Source organism: Agarivorans albus (genome assembly GCF_019670105.1).
Taxonomy (GTDB): Bacteria; Pseudomonadota; Gammaproteobacteria; order Enterobacterales; family Celerinatantimonadaceae; genus Agarivorans; species Agarivorans albus.
In genome coordinates this window covers 2,710,070-2,736,609 of the sequence record NZ_AP023032.1, presented here as the reverse complement: position 1 = coordinate 2,736,609, position 26,540 = coordinate 2,710,070, and the positions used below count along the sequence as shown (strand labels likewise).

22 protein-coding genes are annotated in these 26,540 nt (G+C 44.3%); 16 read left to right on the top strand and 6 right to left on the bottom strand.

Features of this window, described 5'->3' with window-relative positions; all coding sequences use genetic code 11:
- Window positions 1–41 precede the first annotated feature (41 nt).
- A complete protein-coding gene (locus K5620_RS12280; RefSeq protein ID WP_016402561.1) occupies window positions 42–1,337 on the top strand; it encodes an NAD(P)/FAD-dependent oxidoreductase in 1,296 nt (431 codons plus the stop codon).
- Between the two features lie 127 nt (window positions 1,338–1,464).
- Here K5620_RS12280 and K5620_RS12275 read toward each other — a convergent pair whose 3' ends face one another.
- The 4 genes from K5620_RS12275 to K5620_RS12260 are packed head-to-tail and all read right to left on the bottom strand — an operon-like array spanning window position 1,465 to window position 7,110.
- Complete coding sequence (locus K5620_RS12275) at window positions 1,465–1,857, bottom strand: DUF2919 family protein (protein ID WP_016402560.1); 393 nt, start codon at window positions 1,855–1,857, stop codon at window positions 1,465–1,467.
- 8 nt (window positions 1,858–1,865) lie between these two features.
- The gene (locus K5620_RS12270; protein ID WP_016402559.1) at window positions 1,866–3,083 is read right to left on the bottom strand and encodes a CsiV family protein; all 1,218 of its coding nucleotides are present in this window, start codon (window positions 3,081–3,083) and stop codon (window positions 1,866–1,868) included.
- Window positions 3,067–6,522, bottom strand: coding sequence for a transcription-repair coupling factor (gene mfd, locus K5620_RS12265; RefSeq protein WP_221077371.1), 3,456 nt, complete (start codon window positions 6,520–6,522; stop codon window positions 3,067–3,069). The genes K5620_RS12270 and mfd overlap by 17 nt, the downstream gene beginning before the upstream one ends.
- 9 nt (window positions 6,523–6,531) lie before the next feature.
- Entirely contained in the window at window positions 6,532–7,110 is a 579-nt protein-coding gene (locus K5620_RS12260; protein ID WP_016402556.1) for a hypothetical protein, read from the bottom strand.
- 212 nt (window positions 7,111–7,322) lie between these two features.
- On the opposite strand from K5620_RS12260, the gene K5620_RS12255 reads away from it, so the two are divergent.
- Genes K5620_RS12255 through lolE form a run of 3 tightly spaced genes read left to right on the top strand, consistent with a single transcriptional unit; the run spans window position 7,323 to window position 10,438 of the window.
- On the top strand, window positions 7,323–8,507 hold the full coding sequence (locus K5620_RS12255; protein WP_016402555.1) for a lipoprotein-releasing ABC transporter permease subunit: 1,185 nt from the start codon (window positions 7,323–7,325) through the stop codon (window positions 8,505–8,507).
- Entirely contained in the window at window positions 8,500–9,198 is a 699-nt protein-coding gene (lolD, locus tag K5620_RS12250; RefSeq protein WP_016402554.1) for a lipoprotein-releasing ABC transporter ATP-binding protein LolD, read from the top strand. The genes K5620_RS12255 and lolD overlap by 8 nt, the downstream gene beginning before the upstream one ends.
- A gap of 1 nt (window position 9,199) precedes the next feature.
- Window positions 9,200–10,438, top strand: coding sequence for a lipoprotein-releasing ABC transporter permease subunit LolE (gene lolE, locus K5620_RS12245; protein WP_016402553.1), 1,239 nt, complete (start codon window positions 9,200–9,202; stop codon window positions 10,436–10,438).
- 52 nt (window positions 10,439–10,490) lie between these two features.
- Here the strand turns inward: lolE and K5620_RS12240 are convergent, their stop codons facing one another.
- Window positions 10,491–10,994, bottom strand: coding sequence for a DUF2062 domain-containing protein (locus K5620_RS12240; RefSeq protein ID WP_016402552.1), 504 nt, complete (start codon window positions 10,992–10,994; stop codon window positions 10,491–10,493).
- A 35-nt stretch (window positions 10,995–11,029) separates the two neighbouring features.
- Between K5620_RS12240 and K5620_RS12235 the strand changes: the two genes are divergently transcribed.
- Genes K5620_RS12235 through K5620_RS12210 form a run of 6 tightly spaced genes read left to right on the top strand, consistent with a single transcriptional unit; the run spans window position 11,030 to window position 17,444 of the window.
- Window positions 11,030–13,243, top strand: a complete 2,214-nt coding sequence (locus K5620_RS12235; protein ID WP_084681910.1) for a DNA internalization-related competence protein ComEC/Rec2 — start codon at window positions 11,030–11,032, stop codon at window positions 13,241–13,243.
- Window positions 13,244–13,299: 56 nt separating this feature from the next.
- On the top strand, window positions 13,300–15,048 hold the full coding sequence (gene msbA, locus K5620_RS12230) for a lipid A export permease/ATP-binding protein MsbA (RefSeq protein WP_016402550.1): 1,749 nt from the start codon (window positions 13,300–13,302) through the stop codon (window positions 15,046–15,048).
- 3 nt (window positions 15,049–15,051) lie between these two features.
- Complete coding sequence (gene lpxK / locus K5620_RS12225; RefSeq protein WP_016402549.1) at window positions 15,052–16,032, top strand: tetraacyldisaccharide 4'-kinase; 981 nt, start codon at window positions 15,052–15,054, stop codon at window positions 16,030–16,032.
- On the top strand, window positions 16,022–16,210 hold the full coding sequence (locus K5620_RS12220) for a Trm112 family protein (RefSeq protein ID WP_016402548.1): 189 nt from the start codon (window positions 16,022–16,024) through the stop codon (window positions 16,208–16,210). The genes lpxK and K5620_RS12220 overlap by 11 nt, the downstream gene beginning before the upstream one ends.
- Window positions 16,207–16,941: a 3-deoxy-manno-octulosonate cytidylyltransferase gene (gene kdsB, locus K5620_RS12215; protein ID WP_016402547.1), complete on the top strand. Its 735-nt coding sequence runs from the start codon at window positions 16,207–16,209 to the stop codon at window positions 16,939–16,941. Before K5620_RS12220 ends, kdsB begins: the two co-directional genes overlap by 4 nt.
- A gap of 26 nt (window positions 16,942–16,967) precedes the next feature.
- Window positions 16,968–17,444, top strand: a complete 477-nt coding sequence (locus tag K5620_RS12210; RefSeq protein WP_016402546.1) for a DUF2947 domain-containing protein — start codon at window positions 16,968–16,970, stop codon at window positions 17,442–17,444.
- A 70-nt stretch (window positions 17,445–17,514) separates the two neighbouring features.
- On the opposite strand, the gene gltA is transcribed toward K5620_RS12210, so the two are convergent.
- A complete protein-coding gene (gltA, locus tag K5620_RS12205; RefSeq protein WP_016402545.1) occupies window positions 17,515–18,786 on the bottom strand; it encodes a citrate synthase in 1,272 nt (423 codons plus the stop codon).
- Window positions 18,787–19,184: 398 nt separating this feature from the next.
- Between gltA and sdhC the strand changes: the two genes are divergently transcribed.
- The 6 genes from sdhC to odhB all read left to right on the top strand — a co-directional run bounded on the left by sdhC (window position 19,185) and on the right by odhB (window position 26,534).
- Window positions 19,185–19,565, top strand: a complete 381-nt coding sequence (gene sdhC / locus K5620_RS12200; protein ID WP_040307366.1) for a succinate dehydrogenase cytochrome b556 subunit — start codon at window positions 19,185–19,187, stop codon at window positions 19,563–19,565.
- On the top strand, window positions 19,559–19,900 hold the full coding sequence (gene sdhD / locus K5620_RS12195; protein WP_016402543.1) for a succinate dehydrogenase, hydrophobic membrane anchor protein: 342 nt from the start codon (window positions 19,559–19,561) through the stop codon (window positions 19,898–19,900). The genes sdhC and sdhD overlap by 7 nt, the downstream gene beginning before the upstream one ends.
- Window positions 19,901–19,905: 5 nt before the next feature.
- Entirely contained in the window at window positions 19,906–21,675 is a 1,770-nt protein-coding gene (gene sdhA / locus K5620_RS12190) for a succinate dehydrogenase flavoprotein subunit (protein ID WP_221077370.1), read from the top strand.
- Between the two features lie 10 nt (window positions 21,676–21,685).
- Entirely contained in the window at window positions 21,686–22,399 is a 714-nt protein-coding gene (locus K5620_RS12185) for a succinate dehydrogenase iron-sulfur subunit (protein ID WP_040307614.1), read from the top strand.
- A gap of 124 nt (window positions 22,400–22,523) precedes the next feature.
- Window positions 22,524–25,325, top strand: coding sequence for a 2-oxoglutarate dehydrogenase E1 component (gene sucA / locus K5620_RS12180; RefSeq protein WP_016403619.1), 2,802 nt, complete (start codon window positions 22,524–22,526; stop codon window positions 25,323–25,325).
- Between the two features lie 21 nt (window positions 25,326–25,346).
- The gene (gene odhB, locus K5620_RS12175) at window positions 25,347–26,534 is read left to right on the top strand and encodes a 2-oxoglutarate dehydrogenase complex dihydrolipoyllysine-residue succinyltransferase (protein WP_016403618.1); all 1,188 of its coding nucleotides are present in this window, start codon (window positions 25,347–25,349) and stop codon (window positions 26,532–26,534) included.
- Window positions 26,535–26,540 lie beyond the last annotated feature (6 nt).

The following is a 26,540-nucleotide window of genomic DNA, read 5'->3' as shown; positions in this document are numbered from 1 at the left end:
AAGCAAAAACACTTCAAGTTGTTACAAGGAAACAAGCAAGCATGACTAGAATCGTTGTAGTTGGTGGTGGTGCCGGTGGCTTAGAGCTAGCGACACGTTTAGGGCGTAAACTAGGAAAAAAAGGCCAAGCGAGTGTAGTGCTGGTAGATAAAAACCGTACTCACCTTTGGAAACCCCTGTTGCACGAAGTAGCCACTGGTTCATTAGACGCCGGCATTGATGCGCTTAGTTATCGCTCTCATGCTGCTAATCATGGTTTTGAGTTTCAACTCGGTGAAGTTGACGACGTAAATCGTGAAGATCAATTAGTTACCCTAAAACCAATGGTTGAGGAAGGTAAAGAAGTATTGCCTGCTCGCCAACTTAACTACGACTACTTGATAATGGCGATTGGCTCGGTTTCCAATGACTTTAATACCAAAGGTGTTAAAGACAATTGTATTTTCCTCGATAACCCAAGTCGCGCTGATTTATTCCACCGTCGCATGCTTAATCGCTTCTTACAATACTCGCAAAATGACGAAGCGCAAAGTGGCGAAAAAGTACGAGTTGCCATTGTTGGTGCAGGGGCAACCGGTGTAGAACTTTCTGCTGAGCTCCATAACGCCTTAGATCAGCTTCGAGCTTACGGCGTACCTAATCTAAGCCACTCTAGTTTGGCGGTTACCTTGGTAGAGGCCGGGGAAAAAATTCTACCTGCTTTACCAGTGCGCATTTCTAGTTCAGCCCATTCAGAGCTACAAAAAATGGGTGTGGATGTTCGCACTAAAACCATGGTGACAGAAGCAACACCTGAGGGTTTAACCACCAAAGATGGCGAGCTAATTAAAGCTGACATTATGGTTTGGGCTGCTGGCATTAAATGTCCCGAATTTATGAAGGACTTAGGTGGATTAGAGACTAACCGCATTAATCAGTTAGTGGTAAGGCCAACTCTGCAAACCTCTCGCGATAGCAACGTTTATGCAATTGGTGATTGTGCTAGTTGCGCCATGGGCGAAGATGGCTTTGTACCGCCACGTGCTCAATCGGCCCATCAAATGGCAACATTGGTGTTTAAAAACATTGTGCGTCAAATAGAAGAAAAGCCACTGTTAGAGTTTGAATATAAAGATCACGGCTCATTGGTATCACTTAGCCGCTATTCAACCGTTGGCTCGTTAATGGGTAACTTGATGCAGGGCTCTATGATGATTGAAGGGCGCATCGCACGGATAATGTATATTTCCTTATATCGCATGCACCAAATCGCCTTACATGGTTACATGAAAACCGGCTTGATGATGCTAGTAGGGCGTATAAACCAAGTATTAAGGCCTAAGCTTAAGTTGCACTAAGTGCGTAGGATTGATGATTAAATAAAAAAGCAGCCTAAGGGCTGCTTTTTTATTTTGTTTAATGGCACCTTTAATCCAAAGGTAGCGAGTTAGGCACTTGGTTTTATTAACTGTTTTTTTACTCGGTTTAATGCGAAGGATTTTTGTCTAAAGCGGATTTGAACACAATAAAGCTCATCATTAAGCTTATCCACAACGTAACGGCATTAAGCGTTTCAAAACGCCAATAGTTTAAATTAATAGAGTGGATCTGAATGGCTATGTCGCTGAATAATAGAACTAAAATGCCCCAAAGTTGACTCCTAATGGAGAGCTTTTGCCAAAGTTTCGGAAAGATCAATCGAGTGAGCGGCAAAGCGCCCATAGCCAAGCCAACGTAAAACCAAAAATGGTCAGGGTAGAGTAGACCGAGTATTTTGTCGCCAGTTTGTCGAGAGCTGGCGGCAATGGCCAGCAATAACCAGGTTCTGCTTAACAGCGCGCAAGCAAATAGCACGCTGGGTTGACTAGCAAGTAACACAAATGTACTTAAGAAGCGGGTGTAACAGAGCTGTTTTGCTGGTCGCTACTAAGCTCTGATGCTTCATTTACATTAGCTTGCTCAGCCTCAACGATAGGATCTGGTTCCGCTTGAGCATCGGTTATAGGTGCTTGCTCGGCATCGACAGAAGCGTTAGTTTGCTCTTCCGGGCTACGACGAATCTGAATCAGCATGCCCATTAACGGGTGGTCAAAGTAGTGAATCTCGCCCGAACGTACACGACGTTTTTGATCGAACTTAAAGCTGTGTAGCTGCTCTTCTGTGTGGTATTCACTAATTAAGCTGCCTTGCTCTGTTGTCTCTGCGTCTGCGCTCAACACAACCACTTGTTGCTCTTCACTAGGTACAACAACTTCAGCAACAGCAACATTGGCAGGAACTTCTACAGTACTTTCTTCAGCGATAACAGTTTCTTGCTGTGGTAATTCTGCAGGTTGCTCAAGCAGAGGTTCTGGTTCGTTCAGCAACAGCTCTACTTCAACAGGGCGTTTTAGCAGTAACTCGCTTTCGATATACAGGTAGTGCTGCAGGTATACACGAATTCCGCCTTCCAGTTCCCAAATAGCTGGCGCTGGCTCTGGTTCAATATCAAAAGCGCCAACTGCTGAGTCGGGTTCATCAAACAACGAAATATTTTCAGCGGCTAAGTCGAAACTTTGGCTTTCTTGCGCATATTGCTCATCAGAGAAAGTTAAAGAGCCAAGTAAACGTCCTTCATCATTGAAACGGGTAGAGAAGTCTTCACCGGCTTGTACTTGGTAATGCTTAGCGCGATTGCGAGGAGCAACAATTTCTCGCCAGCCTAGGTGTAATAAGGGCGTGAACGCTGCATGCTGGGTGAGTTTCGCAAACTCATCGTTTAGCTCAAGCTGCTCTTTACTTAGCATTTGGCGTTTAGTGGCGCCGCTTATCGGCCAGCCTCTACCATCAATGCTTACTGGTAGCTTATCAAAACGTGGCGCAATACAAGGCTCTTGTTCTTCGCTGCAACCAAATAGTGGTGCCAGTAAAGGCTCACTCGTATTGGCATTAAGGCTTTGTGGTTGCGGCCAATACTCTTGGCTACTTTCAACACTTACGTTACGTTTGAAAAAGATAACTTCAATGTCAAACCAGCGAGGCTCTTGAGCAAAACTAGATAGGCTGGTAAAGCTTACTGCAGCTAAGCTACCTAGCTGCAGGGCATGTTTAAGAGTTAGTCGCATTGGCAGTAAATTGCTCCAATAATGATTCGATTAAGCTTAATCGCTGTTCTGGGCTATCGCTAGGTACCGCAAACTTAAGTTTGTTGGCACCTTCTAGGCGATAAATAGCTGGCTGTGATTGTAACAGGCTTACTAGAAAAGCGGCATTAACTTTTGTGGTTTCGGCAAACTCAACTTGGCCACCTTTAGGCCCTGCTTCAATACGTTTAATGCCTAGTTGTTCGGCTTCAATTTTGAGATTTTGCACTTCAAATAGGTTTTTTGCCTGCTCAGGTAATAAGCCAAAGCGGTCAATTAACTCAACTTGTAGTTCTCGCATTTCTGCTTGATTGGCACAGTTAGCGATGCGTTTGTACATGGTTAAGCGTGTGGTTACGTCAAAAATGTAATCATCGGGCAGTAGAGCGGGTAAGCGCAGTTCAACTTCACATTGGTCGTTCTGGCTTAAGTCCCAATTTAGGTCTTGGCCATTTTTTAGAGCCGTGACAGCTCTATCTAACATTTCCATGTAAAGCGTGAAGCCTACTGCTTCAATTTGTCCGCTTTGGTCATCACCTAATAGTTCACCCGCTCCACGAATTTCTAAATCGTGAGTAGCGAGGGTAAAGCCGGCACCTAAATCTTCTAGCTGCGATATGGCATCTAAACGTTTTTTTGCATCTTTTGTGATCAACTTAGGTGGTGGCGTTAGCAAATACGCATAGGCTTGGTGGTGCGAGCGGCCAACACGACCACGTAATTGGTGCAATTGGGCTAAACCAAAATTATCGGCGCGGTTAATAATGATGGTGTTGGCACTAGGGATGTCTATGCCAGTTTCAATGATAGTGGTACACACCAGTACATTGAAGCGTTGGTGGTGGAAATCACCCATGATTCGTTCAAGTTCGCGTTCACGCATTTGACCATGAGCCACGGTAATTCGCGCTTGTGGTAACCATTCTTTAAGCTCTTGAGCTACACGTTCGATGGTTTCGACTTTGTTATGCAAGAAGTAAACTTGACCGCCGCGCATCACTTCACGACTAATTGCTTCTTTAATTAGCGCGGCGTCGTGCTGGCGAACAAAGGTTTTAACTGCCAAGCGCTTCGCCGGTGGGGTGGCAATAATCGATAAATCACGCATGCCACTCATTGCCATATTTAAGGTTCGAGGAATTGGCGTAGCGGTAAGAGTAAGAATATCGACATTAGCACGCATCGCTTTAATCTGCTCTTTTTGGCGCACCCCAAAGCGGTGTTCTTCGTCGATGACCAACAAACCTAAATCAGCAAATTTTACATCTTTACTAAGCAGTTTATGGGTACCAATAATTATATCCACTTTGCCAGCAGCAAGATCCTTTAAGACTGCATTTTGTTCTTTGGTGGTTTTAAAGCGAGATAACGAAGCGACTTCTATCGGCCAATTAGCAAAACGATCGCTAAAGTTGTCGAAGTGTTGCTGGGCCAATAGGGTGGTTGGCACTAATACGGCGACTTGTTTGCCAGCATTTACGGCAACAAATGCTGCGCGCATGGCAACCTCTGTTTTACCAAAACCTACATCACCACATACTAAGCGGTCCATGGCGTTAGGAGTTTGCATATCTTGCAAGGTTGCGCCAATGGCCTGTTGTTGGTCATCGGTTTCTTCAAATGGGAAATCGGCAGCAAATTGTTGGTAGGCGGCGTCATCTAGCTCATAACCAAAGCCGGGTTTGGCGGCGCGTTTTGCGTAAACTTCTAGTAACTCGGCGGCAACGTCGCGAATTTTCTCAGCAGCTTTGGCTTTGGCTTTTTGCCACTGGTCATTACCTAGTTTATGCAAAGGCGCTGTTTCGTCGTTAGCGCCGGAGTAGCGACTAATTAAATGCAGGGCATTTACCGGCACGTAAAGCTTGGCTTCGTTGGCATACTCTAGGGTTAAAAACTCTGTTTTAATACCGCCATTTTCAAAGCTGCTTAAACCATGATAGCGACCAACCCCGTGTTCAATGTGTACCACTGGCTGACCGATACTTAGCTCAGCTAAATTGCGAATAAGTACATCAGGATTAAGTGTTTTACTTGAGGCTTTACGTTGCTTAGCTCGTACTTTATCGCCGAGTAAATCAACTTCACTAATTAGCTGAATATTGGGATCTTTTAGCTCAAAGCCCTTATCTAAAGGTGCCACCACCATGGCCAAGCTGTCTTTACTTGCCAAAAACTCACTGATACTGGCAACATCTTTGATGCGCAGTTTAAGCGGGCTAAGCAAGTTTTTTAGGGCTTCTCGACGGCCTTCTGTCTCGGCGATAAAACAGGTTTTAGGTTTTGGGTGATGTTCTAGGTAATGACTTAGCGCTTGCAAAGGCAAGTTTAAACGGTGATTTACACTTAAGTCTGGCAGCGCGTGGGCATCTAGATTCAGTTTACCTTGGCTATTACGGGCCGGGCCTTTATGTAGTTTAACTCCTGCGAACTGTTTTAGTTCTTTAAAGCATTGCTCGGTGCTTTGGTATAACTCGTCTGGCGGTAAGATCGGCCGCGCTTTGTCGTAGCGTCGATTTTCATAACGGTCCGTCAACTCACTCCAAAATTGCTTACCGGCATGATCCAAATCACCTACTTTTAGAATCACCGTGTTGGTGGCTAATTGGTCGGTTAAGCTTTCGGTGTGAGCATGAAATAACGGTAGATAATACTCAATGCCCGCTGGCATTATACCTTTGGTGACTTGTTGATAGATGGAGCCCGCATCTCGGCTTGGTTCAAAACGATCGCGCCACTGTTGGCGGAAGGTTTCTATACCGCCTGCATCGGTCGGGAACTCGTGCGCTGGTAATAAGGTAATGCTTTTGCGCTGCTCAGCACTACGCTGCGTATCGGGATCGAACTCGCGAATGCTGTCTAGCTCATCATCAAAAAAGTCCAAGCGAAAAGGCAGGTTGCTGCCCATGGGAAAGAGATCTAGCAAGCTTCCGCGAAGAGCAAACTCACCGTGCTCCATTACTTGATCAACGTGCTGATAACCAGCGCTAACTAAACGCTCTTTAAAAGCATTGAGGTTTAAGCTTTGACCTACTTTAAGCTGCAAGCTGTGCTTGGCTAAAAACTCTGCCGGCGCACAACGTTGTAGCCAGGTAGCTATGGGCGCAATAAGCACGCTGTTTTTATCGTGACTTAGTTGATTAAGGCTCAAAATACGTTGCGATACAATATCTTGGTGCGGCGAAAAGGTGTCGTAAGGCAAGGTTTCCCAGTCGGGTAGTAAATGCAAGGCACGCTGAGGTTTTAAGCCGTTTACCTCTCGCTCTATTTGCAGGGCGCTCCGGGTATCTTCAGTTAAAATCACGATGGGCGCATCAAGTTGCGCGATGTATTCTTGAATAACAAAAGCAAGCGCGCTACCGGGTAAGTTGCTTACTTGCTTTTGGTCGCCAGCATCAACTGGGCAGGGTAAATTTAGTAACACTGATAACTCTTATTTTTCGGCTTGTTGGCGAGCATCTGCTCGGGCTTTTAGCTGCTGGCTTTGAATGTGTAAGCTGGCTCTAACCAGTGCTTCAACATCTTCATCTCGGATCAAGGTATAGTTTATTTCTACCAAGTGTTCACTGCGATGAGCAATGGCTTTGCTTTGCTGTACTTCACCATAGCAATACACGGCAGTGGACTCTTCTGGCAGAAAAATCTTCAGCTTTACTGCTTGCCCTTGCTGCAAGGCTTGTGGCCAGAAACAATGGATTTCTGAGCCGCCAAATTGATGACTGAGCGTACGGTGTTCAGGGCTGTCTTGTTGTACTAGCACGTAACTTAACACTCGGTTTAGCTTTTGTTCTTGAGCGTGCAAATAAGATAAAAGCTGTTCGCCTGCTTCGCCCAGTTGTTTAATTGCGCGCAAACCGAGCAGAGAATGATGCTGTCCTGGGTTAGCCAGGGTAAAGGGCTCAGGAATGCTGGCTTCAAATGCTGCTTTTGACTGAGGTAAGTCATTTGGCTCAATTAACTCAAGGTTTACATTAAGTTGATGAGTAACGCTAAAATATTGTTGTTCCTGCATACATTCCCAGAAGCGCCGTGCGGCGAGTTGTCAATTAGACCATGCTTAAAGCGTAGTTGAAGGCGAAATTACAACAAGTTGCGTAGCGGATTGCAAATAATCTGAATATCTTTGTTTTTTATGTGATTAAGCAAGAGTTGTGACTTGTTGGCCTTAGTGCCGCGCGGTATGATTAGCGCGTTTTTTTGTGCCTAGGGATGTTCGTTGCTTCAATGAAATTAATTGGCTTTATAGCATGGCGGTTCTCGCGAGGAGCCAAACAGCAACGTTTTGCGTCGTTTGTGAGTTGGTTTTCTACTTTGGGCATTACATTAGGGGTAGCTGCGCTTATTACGGTTATTTCGGTAATGAACGGTTTTGAAAACCAGTTAAAGCAACGCATCCTCAATTTGGTTCCTCATCTTACTATTGCTAACCAGCAAACCCTGCCGAATAACTTGTCCGCGTTAGCTACTGCACCATTGGTGCTGAGTGAAGTTGTACTGCAAAGTAGCAGTAACTTGCATGCCGCGATGATGCAGGGCATCGATATCGAGCAACAAAAAGATGCAGCGCTGCTGCGTGAAAAGATGCTGATTGGTGATCTAGGTAGCCTGCAAGCAGGCAGTTACAATGTAGTGATAGGCATTGGTACGGCTAATGCTCTGGGTGTGCGTTTAGGTGACACCATTAGGCTGCTAGCTACCGACAGACTGGTATATACCCCACTAGGTGAAATGCCCTCTCAACGTAACTTTGTGGTATCGGGTATTTTTGAGTTTGCCGCTGAAGTCGACAAACAATTTATTTTACTCAATATAGAAGATAGCGCGCGCCTACTGCGTTCTCCACTTTCCGCTGTGAGCCAACAGCGAGTGTTTCTTGATGATCCGTTCCAAATAGAAAACATCGCCGCTAGCCTTAATCAGCACAATGTAGAGTTTCAAGACTGGCGGCGCTTTTATGGCGAGTTATTTGCCGCAGTTAAAATGGAAAAAAACATGATGGGCATGCTGTTTTGCCTAATTATTGCGGTAGCCGCGTTTAACATACTGTCGAGTTTGGTGATGATGGTAGGGGAAAAGCGCAGCGATGTGGCCATTTTGCAAACCCTGGGTTTATCGCGCGATAAGGTAGTAATGGTGTTTGTTATGCAAGGTGCCTGGAGCGGTTGCATTGGCGCAGCCGTTGGAGCCTTAACTGGCTGGTGGCTAAGTTCCAACATTAATAGTGTTATGTCTGCTATTGGCCTTAACTTTGCGGCCAACTTTGGTGGTGCAGGTTTACCTGTGTTGCAACGCAGTGAGCAAATTATCTTCATCACCGTTGCTGCCATGTTATTAAGCATTGTCGCGACGATTTATCCTGCTTGGCGCGCCAGCAAAATCCATCCTGCAGAGGCACTTCGTTATGAATGAGATTAATGCTCAGCCCGTTTTAGTGGCGAAAGAAATATATAAAACTTACCAAGACGGCAATCAATCTACTGAAGTGCTTCATGGCGTTGATTTTGAAGTGAATGCTGGTGAAGCAGTGGCCATTGTAGGTAGCTCGGGTTCTGGTAAAAGTACCTTGTTACATATTCTTGGTGGATTAGATGAAGCCAATAAGGGCACGGTAAGTATCGATGGACAGGCTATCGATGGTTTAAGTAGCAAGCAATTAGCTGGGTTACGTAACCAAAAACTTGGTTTTATCTACCAGTTTCATCACTTGTTAGGTGAGTTCTCGGCCATAGAGAATGTTGCAATGCCCCTGTTAATTGCGGGAATGGCAAAAAAGACCGCTATGCAAAAAGCGCAAGCTTTATTGGAGAGAGTTGGTTTAGGCCATCGCTTAAAGCACCGACCATCTGAGTTATCGGGAGGCGAACGCCAGCGCACGGCTATCGCTCGCGCCTTGGTTAATGAGCCAAGCTTGGTGCTAGCCGATGAGCCCACCGGAAATTTAGATAGTCAAAGTACAGAATCTATTTATCAGCTTATTTTGGAACTGAACCGAGATTTAAATACAGCGTTTGTTGTGGTTACCCATGATTTAGCTTTAGCTGCTAAGTTTGCCCGCCAAGCATATATGCAAGACGGAAACTTTGTGAGCAAGGGCGAATAGCATGCGTTTGCCTTTGTCATTTTTTATAGGCTTGCGTTATCACCGAGCCAAAAATAGTAATGGATTTATCTCGTTTATCTCGGCCTCATCTACTTTAGGCATAGTGTTGGGAGTAGCCGTTTTAATCATTGGCCTTTCGGTCATGAATGGCTTTGAGCGAGAGTTGCGCGAGCGCTTTTTAGCGATTGTAAGCCATGGCGAGCTAGAGGCGGTAAACCCTCCCTTGAGCGATCATCAGCAGCTGTTAACTACAGCTATGGACCATACTAGGGTTCTGGGCGCTGCTCCTTATGTTAGCTTTAGTGCACTGGTGCAAAAAGGCAAACAGATGAAAGCCTTGTCGCTAAAGGGTATCGATCCAAACTTAGAGAAGAATGTAACTAACCTTCATCAATATGTTGGGGATAGCGCTTGGCAAGCCTTGGCAAGTAACCAGCCGCAAATTGTTTTGGGTTCGGGTATCGCTAAACTGCTTGATGTAACCGAAGGCGAGCAGGTTACTTTGTTGTTGCCTAAAGCTAATCAACAAAACCGTTTAAGTTCACCACAGCGGGTTCGGGTTAAGGTTGTGGGCTTAATGAAAGCTGGGGGACAATTGGATAATCAGTTGGCCTTTATTAATTTGGCATTTGCCCAGCAACTGATGACCTGGCAAGACGGCGTTTCTGGAATTAGCTTGAAGGTTGCAGATCCCTTACAAGCCGATCAAGTGGTGCGTTCTGTGGCAAAGAACTTTCCCCAACTGGTTTATATTAAAAGTTGGATCCGCCAGCATGGTTATCTCTACCAAGACATTCAGTTAGTTCGCACTATTATGTACGCGATAATGTTATTGATAGTGGCAGTGGCTAGTTTCAATATTGTATCAACCTTGATTTTGGCGGTAAGCGAAAAGCGTGGTGACATTGCTATTCTAAAAACCATGGGTGCGAGCGACCAAACCTTATTGAAGAGCTTTATCGTATACGGCTCATATAACGGGGTTTTAGGTTGTGCGTGGGGGGCATTGTTAGGCGTGTTAGGTAGTTTTGGTTTGCCTAAATTAGTCGCGTTGATTGAAGCCCTAATAGGGCATAGTTTGCTCTCTGCCGATATTTATTTTATCGATTTTCTTCCCGTTGAGCTTATTTGGACAGACGTTATAGCTGTCGTTGTGGCGGCGCTGGTATTAAGTATGTTAGCCACTATATGGCCAGCTTGGCAGGCGACCCGAGTTAAGCCTGCTCAAGAATTAGGTTAATGCCACATCAACAAAAAAGGAGCTGTAAGGCTCCTTTTTTTGTTTTGGACATCTATCTGCGTTTGCGGTAGCGACGCCTAACTGAGTAACGCCACAATGCGTTAATCGCAAAATAACCACACACAGAAAAAACAATACCGTTAACAAGGCTGCCTAGTAAAAAGGCTGGGCCAATGGTGGCGATGAGATGTTCTAGGCCATGCCAAGTTAGCTCTAAATGGTAGTCGGCTACCGGTTGACCTAAGATCCCCGTTCCAACTAAATAACAAAAATAAAAGATAGCCGGGATAGTAAACGGGTTGGATATCCAAACTAAGGCAACCGATAAAGGCAGGTTTACCTTAAACATAATGGCTAAAGCTGCTGCAATAATCATTTGAGATGGCAGCGGAATAAAAGCCACAAACAAACCTATGGCAAATGCGCCCGCAGCTGAGCGCCGGTTAAGGTGCCACAAATTAGGGTTGTGTAGCCAATCACCAAAAAATTTTAGATGTTTGCTTGCTTTTAGATCTTCAGTTTTAGGAATAAATCGTTGTATCGTTTTTTTTGGCATATAGTTTGTTATTGATAATAAACTTCTTATGACATATGAATGCCTTTTTACTAGCAAGTTTGCTAGCAATGACTTCATCGCTATTCTGGCCGAACCTACTTAGCTTACCACTCCTATATGTTAGCTTCGTTGCACTTGTGGCTTCGCTTTGGAAAAGAAAGCTCTGGGCTGCTGGCTTCATATTTGGCGTGTGTTGGATGACGAGCCATGCGCTGTATTATCAGTCATGGATTGTTAGCATCCAACAAAAAACGGCCAACTTTAGCATAATTGGCGAGATCTTGGCAGTTGATAATAATCAATACTGGCAAAAAATTACTGTAGAACTACATCAATTAGATAGCCGTACCAGTATAGCGTGGTGGCAGCCAAAACTTACCCTTTATCATTCTCGTTCAACAAAGGATTTTGTGCCACTTCAGGCTGGTCAGGAAATTGCTGGTGAGGTTAAGCTAAAACCTGCCTTTGCCAGTATCAACCCGGCAGGATTTAATTATGCAAGGTGGTTAGTTGCTAATTCAATTACTGGGCGCGGAAAACTGATTAGTTATGAGCTATTGGAAAGCGAACCTTCATATCGGGAAGCTTGGTTAACAAAGTTAGTCAAATCACTGCGAAACTATCAATATTCCGGTGAGATGTTGGCGCTAATGACGGGTGATAAACGGCTTCTCTCGCAGCAGCATAAGCAGCTATATCAGAAATCTGGCTTAGGTCATTTGTTTGTATTGTCCGGATTGCATCTGGGGATTGTGGCTTTTTGGTCGTGGTTGTTAGCAAAGCTTGCGGGCATTGCGTTTAGGGTTAATAAACAGGCGATGCCAATTTTGATTAGCTTGGCATGTTGTATCGCATTTTGTTGGCTGGCCAATTGGCAGTTATCAATGATGCGAGCATTGCTAATGTATAGCTGTTCGATGCTATTTATATTATTAGGTAACCGCAGAACAGTTGTTTTTGGCTTAATGTTTAGTGCACTACTCATCCTGCTTATTTGGCCGTTTAGTGTTTATAACAGTGGTTTTTGGTTGTCCTATTTTGCTGTCGCTATTGTATTACTCTGCTTGTGGTTAGGCCCAAGAAATAAGCTGGCAATGCTTGTATTTATTCAGTTGGCTATTGGTTTATTAATGATGCCACTGCAGGTGTTGTTGTTTGGATTAGTGCCTAGTTCAGCGTTGTTGCTTAACCTTGTTGCCGTGCCGTTGTTTAGTATGGTGATTGTGCCAGCCTTGTTGTTATTTATTTTGTTTTCTGCAGCTGACAGTGATTTAGCACCATATTTGGCGCAGTTTGTTGATTGGTTGTTTTCGTACCTTTATAGCTCGCTTGAGTGGCTGAATAGCAATTTGTCGGTGAGTTTAAGCTCGTCGTCGATTGTTATTGGTTTACTGCTAATTCTGCCGCTATGTGCACTGTTGCTGAGGTTTTACCATAACCGTTTGTATTGGGTTTTGTTGTTACTTTTGTTGTTACCTAGCAGCTATCGATTAAGCCAGGCTAAAGATAGCTGGCATGTATATGTACTAGATGTAGGGCAGGGGCTTGCTGTGGTGGTTACTCATCGAGGAGAAGCGATAATCTATGACACTGGGCCAAGGTTTCGCAGCGGTTTTAGTTACGCAGAAAGTGTGATAATTCCTCTTATTGCGGAGCTAAGAGTTCAGCATGTTGATAGCATAATAATTAGTCATGGAGATAATGACCACGCAGGTGGGAGAGAAGTGTTAGAGCTTACTTACCCCCAAGCCAAGCAATATTACGGCCGAGACCAGCGCTTGCCAGAAACATTTTGCCAAGGTAAGCGGAGCTGGGGAAAGCTGCAGTTAGATTTCTACTTAGCCGACCTTGGTTATGGAAACAATGGGTCTTGTGTATTAAAGCTCAGTGACGGCCACACAAGCGTGTTGCTGACTGGTGATATTGAGCAATTGGCTGAACAACAATTACTAAATGCTGGCTTAAAACAGGTGAATATCATGTTAAGTCCCCATCATGGTAGTAATAGTTCATCTTCGGCTAGCTTTATTCATGCGCTAAATCCGGAAGTGGTGATTCATAGTAGCGGGGCGTTTAATCGATTTGGTTTCCCGCATCAATCGGTGCAAGAGCGTTACACCGAGAGCAAGCAGTATATAACGGGTCGGGATGGAGCAATAAAACTTGAAATTGATGACCGTTCATACCAAGTTTATCTGTATAGACATTTACAAACGAGTCCATGGTACCAGCAAATCATCAGTTGGTGATTTGGCTATAAACCGCTAAACTAAGGCAATTTTTTCGATGGAATAACTCTGTTCTTATGATTCCAGATACAGCTACGAATACAAAAGCTAACTTTCTCCGTTTATTAAGCTACGTGAAAGACCGTAAGATTGGTTTGATTGTTGCCATTATTGGCATGATAGGTTACGGCGCCGTAGATACGCTTTTTGTTTACTCTATCAAGCCGCTGATCGATGAAGGTTTGTCCGGTAAAAACCCGGCAGTGTTAACTTACATGCCAATCTTTGTTTTAGGCATTGTATTGTTGCGTGGTATTTGTGGTTTCGCCAGTAGTTACGGTATGTCTTGGGTTGGTGGTCACCTAGTGATGAAAATTCAACGTCAGATATTCAATCATTTGATGTTAATGCCAGTATCGTTTTTTGATAAAAACCCAACGGGCACGCTTATTTCAAAAATTACCTATGACTCTAACCAAGTGAGCACGGCTGCCACTGCAAGTTTGGTGAATTTAGTGAGAGAAAGTGCCACCATTATTGGTTTGTTGATTCTTATGTTTTACAACAGCTGGCAATTATCTCTAATCTTTTTTGTAATTGGTCCGCCAGTGGGTTACGCAATCAACTTGGTTAGTCGCCGATTTCGTAAGATTAGTACTAACTTGCAACACGCTGTAGGTAACGTTACCACTACTAGTGAACAAATGCTCAATGGCCATAAAGAAATTCTTTCATTCGGTGGGCAGCCTAAAGAAGAAGCAAGATTTAATAGTGCAAGTAACATGATTCGTCGCCAGCAAATGAAAATGGCTACTGTAAGTGCTATTGCCAACCCTGCGGTACAGTTTATCGCTTCTATTGGCTTGTCTATTGTATTGTTTGCCGCATCATCACCTGAGCTGGTGGCAGAACTTAGTCCAGGTACCTTTACCATTATTGTTACCTCTATGATGATGTTGCTAAAACCATTAAGAGTAATTACCCAGTTAAATAATGATGTGCAAAGAGCGATGGCTGCTTGTACTAGCTTATTTACCGTAATGGATATGGACACTGAAACTGATACTGGTAGCCACGTTACTAAACGTGCTAAAGGTAAAATCAACTTAGAGAATGTTGAATTCAAGTATCCCACCAAAAATGAGATTGTACTTAAGAGTATTAATCTAAATATCGAAGCAGGGCAAACCGTTGCTTTAGTAGGGCGCTCTGGCAGTGGTAAGTCAACTATCGCAGGCTTGTTGCCTAAGTTTTACGAAGTGCAATCAGGGCAAGTATTACTTGATGATATTCCTGTTCAAGATTACCAACTCAAGAACTTACGTGAGCAGTTTGCTCAAGTATCGCAAACTGTTCACCTGTTTAGCGGTACCATTGCCGAAAATATTGGTTATGCCAATGAAAACGCCAGTCGAGAAGAGATTGAGCGAGTGGCTGAAATGGCAAATGTAACCAGCTTCATAGAAAAGTTTGAAGATGGCTTTGATACTGTTATTGGTGAGAAAGGTGTGATGCTTTCTGGCGGCCAACGTCAGCGCATTGCTATTGCTCGTGCCTTACTAAAAGATGCACCAGTTTTGATTTTAGATGAGGCTACCTCGGCGCTTGATACTGAGTCAGAGCGTAAAATTCAGCAAGCAATTGACAGAGTTTGTTCTGATAGAACTGCCATTGTGATTGCTCACCGCTTATCAACCATTGAAAACGCAGACATGATTGTTGTTCTTGATGAAGGTGTAGTGGTTGAGCAGGGCAGTCATGCTGAGTTAATGGCTAATCAGGGTGACTACTACCAGCTACATCAAATTCAATTTGGTGAAAAGTAAGCTGTGAAGTTTTGGTATCAAGCTAAGCAGCAACATTGGATAAAAATTGGTTTATTGCTGCCGCTTAGCGGCTTATTTTACTTAGTTGCTAGTGCTCGCCGTTTGGCTTTTAAGCTGTCTTGGTTTAGTAGTTATCGCCCACCGATCCCAGTTGCCATTGTGGGTAACATTAGTGTGGGTGGAAACGGTAAAACTCCAGTTGTATTAGCGCTGGTTGAAGCGGCAAAGCAGCGGGGTTTCAAGCCCGCAGTTGTTAGCCGTGGTTATGGCGGTAAAGCGCCTTACTATCCTTTTGTTGTTAGCTCTACTAGCCAGTCTGCAGAGTGTGGTGATGAACCTCTGCTTATTTATCAGCGAACTAAGTGCCTAGTGGTCGTAGACCCAAATCGCAGTGCGGCGTGCAAAGCTGCTGTTGAGCAGGGGAGTGATCTGATTATTTGCGATGACGGAATGCAGCACTATGCCTTGCAACGCGATATAGAAATTGCGGTCGTTGATGCTCAGCGAGGTTTAGGTAATGGTTTGTGTTTACCTGCGGGTCCTTTACGAGAAACAGCCTCTAGGCTGTCAGCGGTCGATTTGATTGTGAGTAATGGGGAGCCGGCGTTTAATGCCAATAGTCATTTGTTGCAGTTACGAGCCAGTGGTTTGCGCCGCGTAAGCGATCAGCAACAAGTGACGGATGTTACACAGTTTGACGCTGCTATTGCTGGAATTGGCAATCCAGCGCGCTTTTTTGATTCACTTACTGTTTTAGGCTTTGCTTGTAAGAAGCAAGTCAGCTTAGATGATCACAAACACCTTAGTAAAGAACAGCATAAAGAGCTGTTTGAGAAACGTATAATCATGACAGAAAAGGATGCGATTAAATATCGCCATACAGCCGGTGATGAGTGGTATTATTTACCCGTGGATAGTGTGCTGCCTGATGCGTTTTATCAGCAATTTTTCTCATTGTTACAGGAAAAAATTCATGTCAGTTGAACATAATTTATTAGAAATTGTTGCTTGCCCCTTATGTAAAGGCAAGCTGCATTACGACAAACCTAATAATGAATTAGTGTGTAAGTTTGACCGTTTAGCTTATCCCATTAAAGATGCCATTCCAGTTCTTTTAGTCAATGAAGCCAGAGAAATGTCAGCCAACGAGTTACCGCAATGAAATTTGTAGTGGTTATTCCAGCACGTTATCAGTCTACCCGTTTACCGGCTAAGCCACTGCAAGATATTGCGGGTAAAACGATGATTGAAAGAGTCTATCGGCAGGCCTGTAAATCAGGCGCCGAACGTGTGGTTATTGCAACTGATGATCAGCGTATTGTCGATGTTGCAGATGATTTTGGTGCTGAAGTTGTGCTCACCGCTGCTTCTCACGAATCAGGCACCGAACGCTTAGCTGAAGTGTGTAAAAAGTTGGCATTCTCGAGCGATACCATTGTGGTTAATGTTCAAGGTGATGAGCCGTTGATCCCACCTGCGGTTATTTCTCAAGTAGCTGGCTTACTCGAAGATGCGCCCGAAGTAAAAATGGCAAGTTTGTCTGTGCCTATACATGAGGATACAGATATTCATGATCCTAACGTTGTTAAGGTTGTTTGTGATAAAGACGACCACGCCTTGTATTTCAGCCGCTCAGCAGTACCGCACGAGCGAGATGGAGATTGGCAATGTGAGCTGTATTCAAGGCATATAGGTATATACGCCTATCGCGCGCATTTTGTCGGTGAGTATTTGCAACTTAGTCCGTCTCCCATTGAGAAGATGGAAAAATTAGAGCAGTTACGCGTTCTCTGGCATGGTTATAAAATCAAGATGGCAAGAGCAATAGAAACACCCGCTCATGGTGTAGATACTCCAGAAGACTTAGAAAAAGTTCGCGCTTTATTTGCGTGAGTATGCCAAATCGTTATAGAGAAGATATGAATTACATTCCCTTAAGTGAGCACAAAAAAGCTTGGATCTTTAGACGGGCTGATCTACCCATTAGCAGTGAAGATAGCGCTGCAATTAAACCTATGACCGAGTCTCGAGCGAATTTGTTATGGAAAGACCTTGTGAGTAAACAAGTTGATCACCCAGATTTTTTTCGTAAGGGTGATTGGGCCTTCAATCTAGAAACTTGGACTGGGCAGGGTAACTGGGAAGCTGTATGGGATAGCGAGCAACTTGCTTTACCTGAGGAGCTATTGATCCACTTAAACTGGCAAGATAATACAGTGGTTTATTATTGCAATGATCAACGAAACGTTATTGAAACGACTTGGTCGGTATTTAAGCGTTGCTGGAAAAACTTTTTGTTCATGGATGACGGAGCATTGTTAGTCGCTAAAAAGCGTAGCGAAGTTGCCCAATTCCTTGCCAACGGTAGTTATCAATTTGGCAATAAGCCTGCTTAGCGGTAGGTGAAGCGTTAATAAAAAACCGAAGCAAGTGCTTCGGTTTTTTTATGGCGCTAAGTAAGAAGTATTACTTGAACGGACGGTGCGGTTCGCCAGTGTATAACTGACGTGGTCGACCGATGCGTTGGGTCTCTTCTTCCATCATTTCTTTCCAGTGAGCTATCCAGCCAACTGTACGAGATAGCGCAAAGATTACAGTAAACATGCTTACTGGAATACCAATTGCCTTAAGAACAATACCTGAGTAGAAATCTACATTCGGGAATAGTTTTTTCTCTTTGAAATAAGGGTCAGAAAGCGCGATGCGTTCTAATTCCATTGCTACGTCTAGTAGTGGATCATCGATGTTTAATTCGTTGAGCACTTCATGACAGCTCTCACGCATTACTGTTGCGCGTGGATCGTAGTTTTTGTAAACGCGGTGACCAAAGCCCATTAAGCGGAATGGGTCATTTTTGTCTTTAGCACGTTCAATAAACTCTGGAATACGGTCTACTGAGCCAATTTCTTCTAACATTGTTAGACATGCTTCGTTGGCACCACCATGAGCAGGCCCCCACAAACAAGCAATACCAGCAGCAATACATGCAAACGGGTTAGCACCAGAAGAGCCTGCCAAACGCACTGTTGACGTAGAAGCGTTTTGTTCGTGATCAGCATGCAACGTAAAGATACGGTCCATTGCGCGTTCAACTACAGGGCTAACCTTATATTCTTCGGTTGGCACTGAGAACATCATATTTAAGAAGTTTGCTGCGTAGCTCAAATCGTTGCGAGGGTATACAAACGGTTGGCCTGCAGAATACTTGTAGCTCATTGCGGCTAAAGTAGGCATCTTAGAAATTAAGCGATAAGCTGCAATTTCACGATGGCGCTCATTAGAGATATCCATCGAGTCGTGGTAGAAGGCAGATAATGCACCCACTACACCTACCATGATCGCCATAGGGTGCGAATCACGACGGAAACCTTGGAAAAAGTGGATTAGCTGCTCGTGCACCATTGTATGGCGTGTAACAGTGGTTTTGAAGTTTTCGTATTGTTCAACGTTTGGTCGTTCGCCGAACAAAAGAATGTAACAAACTTCAAGGTAATCAGCGTGTTTTGCTAGGTCCTCGATTGAGTAACCTCGGTGTAACAAAATACCTTGCTCACCATCGATGTAAGTGATTTTTGATTCACATGAAGCTGTCGCTAAGAAACCTGGATCAAAAGTGAAATATCCTTTTTTTCCTAGTGTACGAACATCAATTACGTCATGTCCTGCTGTACCAGACATAATCGGCATCTCGTATGCCTCTTGGCCTGGCAGCGTTAGGGTGGCTTTATTGTCAGCCATAGCACGTCTCCCTTGCTTGTTCTAATTGTATTGTTTTTTGGATACAAAGCGCAGCACATTCTCACCTAGAACAAGGTCAAATGTCAATTGGCTCTGGTTGTGAAATATGGTGACTTATAGCGTATATGTTAAATTTTCGAATTAAGTTGGCTGTTTCGTTGCGCTAAATTAGCTAAATGAAGGAAATGTTAATTGTATTTGTATAATGTGGGCGTTATACTTTCCTCGAAGTATGGCGCTAGTCCGAGCATTTTTTGCGCAATATAAATGTGAGTTTTTATACTTTAGTCTTAATTTAGGCCTTAAGTTCACAAAATTAACATTATCGCAACTCGCTGCTCTGTCCAGAGCCTCACTTTATAACCATAATAATACTCAAGGACCTGAGTGGGCAGAGAATCGTGAAAACAAAACAAAGACCAGTAAACCTCGACCTACAAACCATCAGATTTCCCATTACCGCAATTGCGTCCATCTTGCATCGTGTTTCCGGTGTGATTACCTTTTTCGCTTTGGCTATTTTGTTAGGCCTACTTGCTGAATCCCTTCAATCAGCAGAAGGTTTTGCGAATGTGCAATCTATTATGGATAACTTCTTGGTGAAGTTAATCATATGGGCAAGCCTTACCGCGTTGATGTATCACATTGTTGGCGGAATACGTCACTTGATCATGGACATGGGCTATTGGGAAGAGCTAGATAGTGCATCATCTAGCGCTAAAATCTCATTCATTATCACTGCTGTACTGGCAGTACTAATGGGAGTAATCGTATGGTAACTAATGCTGCAACTTTTGGCCGTAGCGGTGTACATGACTTTTTGCTCATCCGCGCAACCGCCATTATTTTAACCCTATATACAATCTACTTACTTGGCTTCTTCGCATTTAACGATGTGACATATCAGTCTTGGAGTGGATTTTTTGCTTGGCTTCCAACCAAAGTATTCACCTTACTTGCACTTTTATCGATGCTGATCCATGCCTGGATTGGTTTATGGCAAGTGTTAACTGACTACGTGAAATGCACGGCATTGCGTGTTGGTTTACAGTTTTCTTTAACAGTTCTGGCGCTAATTTACGTAGCGACCGGCCTGTTTGTTATTTGGGGGTAAGTCGAGTGGCAATTTCTATTCGAGAGTTTGACGCCGTTGTAATCGGTGCCGGCGGCGCGGGAATGCGTGCTGCTTTACAGATTTCTGAAGAGGGCAAATCTTGCGCTCTAATTTCAAAAGTATTTCCAACCCGTTCTCACACTGTATCTGCTCAGGGTGGTATTACGGTTGCGTTAGGTAATTCGCACAAAGATAACTGGCAGTGGCACATGTACGATACCGTTAAAGGGTCGGACTACATTGGTGACCAAGATGCCATTGAATACATGTGTAATGTAGGTCCTGAAGTTATTATTGAACTTGAAAAGATGGGGTTACCGTTTTCTCGTTTTGATAATGGCTCAATCTACCAACGCCCATTTGGTGGACAGTCTAAAGAGTTTGGTGGTGAGCAGGCAGCTCGTACTGCCGCAGCTGCAGACCGTACCGGCCATGCTTTGTTACATACGCTGTACCAGCAAAACGTTAAAAAGAAGACCACTATTTTCTCTGAGTGGTATGCCTTAGATTTAGTAAAAAATGCTGATGGTGATGTTGTAGGTTGTACTGCAATGGATATCGACAGTGGCGAAGTGGTTTACTTTAAAGCTAAAGCAACCGTATTAGCTACTGGTGGAGCAGGGCGTATTTTTGCCTCAACCACCAATGCTCACATTAATACTGGTGATGGCGTGGGCATGGCGTTGCGTGCTGGCGTACCAATCCAAGATATGGAAATGTGGCAGTTCCATCCAACCGGTATTGCTGGTGCCGGCGTACTAGTGACCGAAGGCTGTCGTGGCGAAGGTGGTTACTTATTAAACAAGGACGGCGAGCGCTTTATGGAGCGCTATGCTCCAAATGCTAAAGACTTGGCTGGCCGTGATGTTGTTGCGCGTTCAATGATGACTGAAATCCGCGAAGGCCGTGGATGTGATGGACCTTGGGGCCCGCACATCAAACTTAAAATGGACCATCTAGGCGAAGAAGTTCTAGAGAGCCGCTTACCAGGTATTTGTGAACTGTCTCGTACGTTTGCGCATGTTGACCCTGTTAAAGAACCGATTCCTGTTATTCCAACGTGTCACTACCAAATGGGTGGTGTGCCTTGTAATGTAAACGGCCAAGCTATTACTCAAAATGAGAAAGGCGAAGACGAAATCATTAATGGCTTGTTTGCTGTGGGTGAAATTGCTTGTGTATCGGTGCACGGCGCCAACCGCTTAGGTGGTAACTCATTACTTGATTTGGTTGTGTTTGGTCGAGCAGCAGGTAAATTCTTAGGTGAATACCTAAACGATGATATCAATATGGCAGATGCTACAGAAGCAGAATTAGATGCTGCCATGGCTCGTTATAATCGTTGGGAAAACTCGACTTCAGACGGTGAAGATCCAGTTCAAATTCGTAAAGACCTCCAACAGTGTATGCAGCTTAATTTCTCGGTGTTCCGTGAAGGCGAGTCTATGGCTAAAGGCCTAGAAGAGTTACAAGTTATTCGCAAACGTTTAGCTAACGCCCGTTTGGATGACAAGTCGAAAGACTTTAATACTCAGCGTGTAGAGTGCTTAGAATTAGACAACTTAATGGCAACAGCAATTGCTACAGCCCATGCTGCAAACTTCCGCACTGAAAGTCGTGGCGCGCATAGTCGCTTCGATTACCCAGATCGTGATGACGCACAATGGCTGTGCCATTCACTGTTTGATCCAGCTAGCGAGACCATGGGCCGTCGTGAGGTGAATATGTCACCAAACCTACGTGAAGCTTTCGAACCTAAAGTTCGCACATATTAAGGAGGCGGTAATGAACGTTAATTTTTCTCTGTACCGCTACAACCCGGATACGGACACAAAACCAAATATGAAGTCATATCAGCTTGAGGTCCCAGAGGGCTCTGATATGATGGTACTAGATGCATTGATTTTGCTTAAAGAACAAGACCCTAGCATTGCTTTTCGACGTTCATGTCGTGAAGGCGTTTGTGGTTCCGACGGCATTAATATGAATGGTAAAAACGGCTTAGCTTGTGTGACTCCTTTGTCAGACTTGTTAGGTAAAGGCGATATTGTTATTCGCCCGCTGCCTGGCTTACCTGTAGTACGCGACCTCGTGGTTGATATGGGGCAGTTTTACGATAACTATGCGCGTATTAAGCCATTCTTAATCAATGATGAACAAATTCCACCTGCTCGTGAAAACTTGCAGAGCCCAGAAGAACGTGAAAAGTTAGACGGAATGTACGAGTGTATCCTATGTGCATGTTGTTCAACGTCTTGTCCTTCTTTCTGGTGGAACCCAGAGAAATTTGTTGGCCCTGCTGGCCTATTGGCAGCATATCGTTGGTTAGCAGATAGTCGAGATACGGCTACTGATGAACGTCTTGCAGAATTAGACGATGCCTTTAGCGTATTCCGCTGTCATGGCATTATGAACTGTGTAAGTGTTTGTCCTAAAGGATTAAACCCGACAAAAGCTATCGGCCATATTAAGTCGATGCTGATAAAACGGGCTGTTTAGCAAAAAGTTAATTTTTATAATTAGCTGGTTCTAAATAGCCATTTTACTTCGGTAGGATGGCTATTTTTTTATAAAACCCTATAAAGTCATACAGTGACGTAGAAAATAAAGGGATAGCGTTTAAATGCAAAATGGCGTAATGAAGGCCTGGCTAGAGTCCTCGCATTTAGCTGGTGCTAATTCGACCTATGTGGAAGACCTCTATGAGGCATATTTAGAAGATCCTTCTTCTGTATCTGAACAATGGCAGGAAGTGTTCGCTGAGCTTCCAGCTGTGGAAGGTACATCTGAAGATACCCCTCACGCTCCTATTCGTGACTACTTTCGCCGTTTAGCGAAAGATACCTCTCGTTTTAGTTCTCCGGTTGAAGACCCTCAACACGGTGCCAAACAAGTTAAAGTATTGCAGTTAATTAATGCTTACCGCTTTCGCGGCCATCAGCATGCGCAACTGGATCCTTTAGGTTTATGGCAACAAGAACGCGTAGCCGACCTATCTCCAGAGTTTCATGCCTTAGATAGTGCAGACTTTGAAGAAACGTTTAACGTAGGTTCGTATGCCATTGGTAAAGAAACCATGGCACTTAAAGATTTACATAAGTCTTTATTAAAAACCTACTGTGGCTCTATCGGTGCTGAATACATGCACATTACCGATACTGACGAAAAACGTTGGATTCAAAGCCGCTTAGAGTCTGTTGAAGGGCAGGGCGACTTTACACAAGAAGACCGAATTCGCTTTCTTAAAAGCTTAACAGCAGCAGAGGGTTTAGAAAAATACCTAGGCGCTAAATTCCCAGGGGCAAAACGCTTCTCGTTGGAAGGTGGCGATAGCTTGCTGGTAATGCTTAAAGAAATTGTTCGTTCTGCTGGTATTCAAGGTACTAAAGAGGTTGTTGTGGGCATGGCTCACCGCGGTCGCTTAAACGTACTGGTAAATGTACTGGGTAAAAACCCATCAGAATTGTTTGATGAGTTTGCCGGCAAACACGACGACACTTGGGGCACTGGTGACGTTAAGTACCACCAAGGCTTTAGTTCAGACTTTGCTACTCCTGGTGGCAATGTACATATGTCGTTAGCCTTTAACCCATCGCATTTAGAAATTGTAAATCCGGTAGTGATGGGCTCAGTTCGTGCTCGACAAGATCGCCGCGCAGGTGAAAACTGTTTGCCAATTACCATCCACGGTGACTCAGCTATTGCTGGCCAAGGTGTTGTACAAGAAACCTTTAATATGTCACAAGCGCGTGGCTTTAAAGTTGGCGGCACAGTGCGAATTGTGGTGAATAACCAAGTTGGTTTCACCACCTCCAATCCGCGTGATACTCGCTCAACCCAATACTGTACTGATATTGCAAAAATGGTGCAGGCTCCAATATTCCATGTAAATGGCGACGATCCAGAAGCGGTTGCTTTTGTTAGCCGAATGGCGCTGGACTACCGCAATACCTTTAAGCGTGATGTAGTTATTGATTTGGTATGTTACCGCCGTCATGGTCACAACGAAGCCGATGAGCCAAATGCAACTCAGCCTTTGATGTACCAAAAAATTAAGAAGCACCCAACGCCACGTAAATTTTACGCAGATGTGTTAGTTGAGCGCGGTCAATTAGATAGCGCCGAGGCTACTGCGTTGGTTAATGGCTACCGTGATCAACTAGATAATGGTGATTGTGTTGTTGAAGAATGGCGCCCAATGACTGAACACAGTGTTGATTGGCGACCATATCTCGGTCATGAATGGGATATGGAATACGATTCTTCGTTACCCGTTGAAGCTATTCAAGATCTTGGTGAAAGGCTAACCAAGTTACCAGAAGAACATAAGCTGCATCCTCGAGTTAAGAAAATTAACGATGATCGCCGCTTAATGGCCTTAGGTGAAAAACCACTTGATTGGGGTTTTGCAGAAAATTTAGCTTACGCAAGCTTGCTTGACGAGAAGCAAAATATCCGTATTACCGGTCAAGACTCCGGCCGTGGTACTTTCTTCCACCGTCATGCTGTGTTGCATAACCAAACAGATGCATCAACCTATGTTCCATTGAAAAACCTTGCTGAAGAGCAGGGGCATTTAGCTTTATTTGACTCAGTATTATCTGAAGAAGCTGTGCTTGCCTTTGAATATGGTTACACAACTGCAGAGCCTTCTACTTTGGTTATTTGGGAAGCGCAGTTTGGTGATTTTGCTAACGGTGCCCAAGTGGTAATCGACCAATTCTTATCATCTGGCGAGCAAAAGTGGGGCCGTATGTGTGGCCTTGTGATGCTGCTTCCACATGGTTATGAAGGTCAAGGTCCAGAGCACTCATCTGCGCGTTTAGAACGTTACTTGCAATTGTGTGCAGAACACAACATGCAAGTATGTGTGCCATCTACACCTGCCCAGGTTTACCATATGTTGCGTCGCCAACAGGTTCGCCCTATGCGTCGCCCGTTAGTGGTAATGTCGCCTAAGTCTTTACTTCGTCATCCTCTAGCGGTGTCTAGTTTAGAAGAGTTAGCAGAAGGTCAGTTCCAAAATGCTATCGGTGAGTTAGACGATATAGACCCAGCTCAGGTTCGCCAAGTAGTTATGTGTTCAGGCAAAGTTTATTACGACTTGCTTGAGCAACGCCGTAAAAATGAACAAACTGATGTTGCTTTGGTACGTATTGAGCAGTTGTATCCGTTCCCCGACCAAGACGTGAAACAGATTTTTGAACAATATCAACATGTAGAAAGATTTGTTTGGTGTCAGGAAGAACCGCTTAACCAAGGTGCCTGGTATAGTAGCCAGCATCACTTTAAATCTGTAATCCCTGCCGGAGCAGAATTGCGTTATGCTGGTCGACCAGCATCTGCGTCACCTGCGGTTGGGTATATGTCCCTTCACTTAAAACAACAACGCGCTCTAGTTACTGATGCGTTGACAGTTGAATAAAAAAGAATAAAGGAAGCCTTAATGAGCATTGAAATTAAAGTGCCAGACCTACCTGAATCAGTAGCTGATGCAACAATTGCCACTTGGCACAAGCAGCCTGGTGACGCAGTAGAGCGTGATGAAGTAATTGTTGATATTGAGACAGATAAAGTTGTACTTGAAGTACCCGCATTGGAAGCTGGCGTGCTTGAAGAGATTGTTGAAGCAGAAGGTGAAACGGTACTTGCTCAGCAAGTTATCGGTAAGATGAAAGCAGGCGCAGTTGCTGGCGAAGAAGTTAGCACTAAAGCTGCAGATGCTGGCAACGATAAAGCTGATAGCGGCGAAGAGTTGTCACCATCTGTACGCCGTTTAGTGGCAGAGAAGGGTATTGATGCCTCTGCAATTAAAGGCTCTGGCCCAAATGGTCGTATAACCAAAGAAGATGTAGAAGCACATATTGCTAAACCTGCAGCAGCTGCCAAAGAAGCTAAAGCCGAAGCCGCTGCGCCACAAGCGCCGCTATCTTCGCGTAGCGAAAAGCGTGTAGCTATGACGCGTTTACGCAAGCGTGTAGCTGAGCGTTTGTTGGAAGCCAAAAATACCACTGCAATGTTAACAACCTTTAACGAAGTTAACATGAAGCCAATTATGACTTTGCGTAAGCAATATCAAGACGTATTTGAAAAGCGTCACGATATTCGTTTAGGCTTTATGTCTTTTTACGTAAAAGCAGTTGTTGAAGCTTTAAAACGCTTCCCAGAAGTTAACGCGTCTATCGACGGCGATGAAATTGTTTACCACAATTACTTCGACGTAAGCATCGCTGTATCAACGCCTCGTGGCTTGGTAACGCCGGTACTGCGTGATTGTGATTTGCTAAGCGTTGCTGATATTGAAAAAGGTATCCGTGAACTGGCTATTAAAGGTCGTGATGGTAAGTTAACCGTTGATGAATTAACCGGTGGTAACTTTACAATTACTAACGGTGGAGTATTTGGCTCGTTAATGTCTACGCCAATTATTAACCCACCACAAAGCGCTATTTTGGGCATGCACAAAATTCAAGACCGCCCAATGGCAGTGAATGGCCAGGTAGAAATTTTACCAATGATGTACTTAGCGTTGTCTTATGACCACCGCTTGGTAGATGGAAAAGAGTCGGTTGGTTTCTTAGTAACCATTAAAGAGTTACTCGAAGACCCAACGCGCTTATTGCTCGACGTGTAATAAAAG